We start from the raw sequence: 2,752 nt of genomic DNA on the forward strand, positions 1-2,752 counted from the left end.
GTTTTGATACCCGCTTCGCCAGTTAAATATTGCTGAACGACAGAGAGCTTGAATTGCGTTGAGTACTTGGACATAAAAACACCCCAAAAATATGGACGGGTGTCCAACTTTTGGGGTGCAGTTCAGGATTGAGTGGCTTTTTTTAATCGGCGGAGTGGCTATCTTGCGTAAGCTAGCATCCTGAAGTGAATCAGCATTTCATTGGGTATACAACGACGCAGTCGTTGCGCACCGAGTACTGGTGAGCAAGAAAAACGACTTGCACACCCTATGCAAAACTAAATTTGACTCGTTTTGATCTTAAGTCCGATAGGCAGCCAAGCTTTATTCCGCCAGCAACACCGCCAATGCTGCGCTGATATCGGTCGCCAAAACGCCTTCGCTCAGGCTGACTGGCGCATCACCTGCAATGGCGGCCACACCTTCGTTTTTAAGTTTGGCGATCCATTGTCCGGCTTCCTTGCCCTGGGCGAAGCCTTTGCTTTGCAGCAGCAGGCGGCCATCGGCGGCGCTGAAGTTAAAGTAAAACAGGCCGTCTTCAAGCCGGAATTGTTTAAATAGCGGCAGCGCGGCTTTTTTCTCTACTTTAGCGGCAGGCGCAGCAATGGCCTGCATGGTACGCAGGCCCAGCGATTCGCGGACTTTCTTTAGCAAAGGCGCGGCAGTAGCGCGGGCTTTGGCCGCACCGGCTTGCAGCAGCGTTTCAATTTCTTCCGGATGCGCCATCAGGGCGTTGTAGCGTTCACGCATCGGTGCAATATCGCGCTCAATTAAATCCAGTAGGCGTTTTTTTGCGTCGCCCCAGCCCAGACCCGCACGCAGCTCGTCTTTAAATTGCTGGGTTTCTTCCTTTGATGCAAAGGCCTCAAAAATCGTTACAAGGTGCGAGTTGTCCGGGTCTTTTGCTTCGCCGGGCAAGAGGCTGTTGGTTACGATTTTGGCGATGGCTTCTTTCATCGCTTTATGGCCGCCTTCAAACAGGGGAATGGTGTTGTCGTAGCTTTTGCTCATTTTGCGGCCATCAAGGCCGGGCAGGGTCGCGACGTGCTCTTCGATATGCGCCTCTGGCAATACAAATAAATCGCTGCCCTGGCCAAATAAATGGTTAAAGCGGGCGGCTACATCGCGCGCCATTTCAATATGCTGAATCTGATCGCGGCCCACTGGCACTTTGTGCGGATTAAACAGCAGAATATCTGCGGCCATTAAAATAGGGTAGCAAAACAGGCCCATGGTAATGCCTGCGTCAGGGTCTTCGCCTGCCGCCTCGTTGGCATCTGTACTGGCTTTGTAAGCATGGGCACGGTTCATCTGGCCCTTAGCGGTGACGCACGTCAGAAGCCAGTTTAGCTCGGTGACTTCAGGTACATCGCTTTGGCGGTAAAAAGTCACGCGTTCCGGGTCCAGCCCTGCAGCCAGCCAGGTAGCGGCAATTTCAAGGCGTGAGCGCTCGATGCGTGCCGGATCATCGCATTTAATCAGCGCATGATAATCGGCCATAAAGAAGAAACAATCACTATCCGGGCTTTGGCTGGCAACAATTGCCGGGCGAATCGCCCCTACATAATTGCCCAAGTGGGGCGTACCCGAGGTGGTAATGCCGGTAAGAACACGCAAACTCATCACTTTTTCCTATATTGCACGCTGCAAGAATGGCAGCAAGTCTAGCAGGCGACGGGCGCTTGTGTAAGCACAAAATGATTGAATTAAATCGCGCATGACTGGTTTTTTGAAAAAATAAAAAATATGCTGTTGCTCAATTAAGTAGTTGACCGTCAATGATGGTGTGGTTTTTCTATTTTCATTAAAATTGAATTTGTGATTTTTTGTTTTTTTATATTGGAAGAATGGTAAATAAAAAATAAAACCGGCAAAATGGGGGCTTGTAATTATCCAAGAGTGGGCTTAGTGCGGTCCATTCAAAAATGGTTCCGTAGAATAGATAAGCGGTCCAGGTATTAGTATGCCCCTGTTTTAGAAGGGGTGATTGAATAGAGTATGCTATCCTTGAATCGTAAATTTCTTCTGTAAGGAAATTAAAATGCGTCATAAATTATTGGGTGTGCTCTTAATTGCTTCTGGTTTGATTTCAGGGCAAGTGGCCTTTGCCGATGAAATGGCAGAAAAAGAGATATTGGTCGGCTCGTCAGAGCAATCCACCGTTCAGGCGAATGTTGAAAAGATTGATATTGCACAGCGCACTGTTTTGCTGGCTTTGCCTGATGGTCAAAAGCTTTCGTTTGATCATATTGATCCAAAAATAACACATTTTGACCGTTTGAAATTAAATGATAAAGTAATTGTAAGTGGCTCTAAATCCTCTGCCATTGTGCTGCAAAAAGGCGGTGCAGGAATGCGTAAAATAATCGATGCACAGGGCCGTGATGTGACGGTGGATGGTGCAGGAATATTAAAAACTCAAACGATTTATAATGATATTCTGGGCGTTGATCTTAATGCGGGTAATGTTAAGATTAAAAATGTTGAAGGCCGGATTGTTACTGTTCCGGTTGAGAACAAAGCCCTGCTGATGAAAGCAACAGCGGGCGATCAGCTGTTGATTGTTAATCGTGTTAAGTTGATTGTTTGGGCAAATTAATCCCTGACGCAAGAAAAACAGCCTGCAATTGAACTGCACCCCAAAAGTTGGACACCCGTCCATATTTTTGGGGTGTTTTTATGTCCAAGTACTCAACGCAATTCAAGCTCTCTGTCGTTCAGCAATATTTAACTGGCGAAGCAGGTATCAAAA

2 protein-coding genes are annotated in these 2,752 nt (G+C 47.3%); one reads left to right on the top strand and one right to left on the bottom strand.

The annotated features are described in order from the left end of the window. Nucleotides 1-324: 324 nt before the first annotated feature. Nucleotides 325-1,626, bottom strand: a complete 1,302-nt coding sequence (locus CSQ88_RS22170) for a tryptophan--tRNA ligase (protein ID WP_218963184.1) — start codon at nucleotides 1,624-1,626, stop codon at nucleotides 325-327. A 472-nt stretch (nucleotides 1,627-2,098) separates the two neighbouring features. Here CSQ88_RS22170 and CSQ88_RS22175 point away from each other — a divergent pair, with 472 nt between their 5' ends. Continuing rightward, nucleotides 2,099-2,599: a hypothetical protein gene (locus CSQ88_RS22175; protein ID WP_143449573.1), complete on the top strand. Its 501-nt coding sequence runs from the start codon at nucleotides 2,099-2,101 to the stop codon at nucleotides 2,597-2,599. The last annotated feature ends 153 nt before the right edge of the window (nucleotides 2,600-2,752 follow it).

This window comes from Iodobacter sp. BJB302, assembly GCF_002735645.1.
Classification (GTDB): Bacteria; Pseudomonadota; Gammaproteobacteria; order Burkholderiales; family Chitinibacteraceae; genus Iodobacter.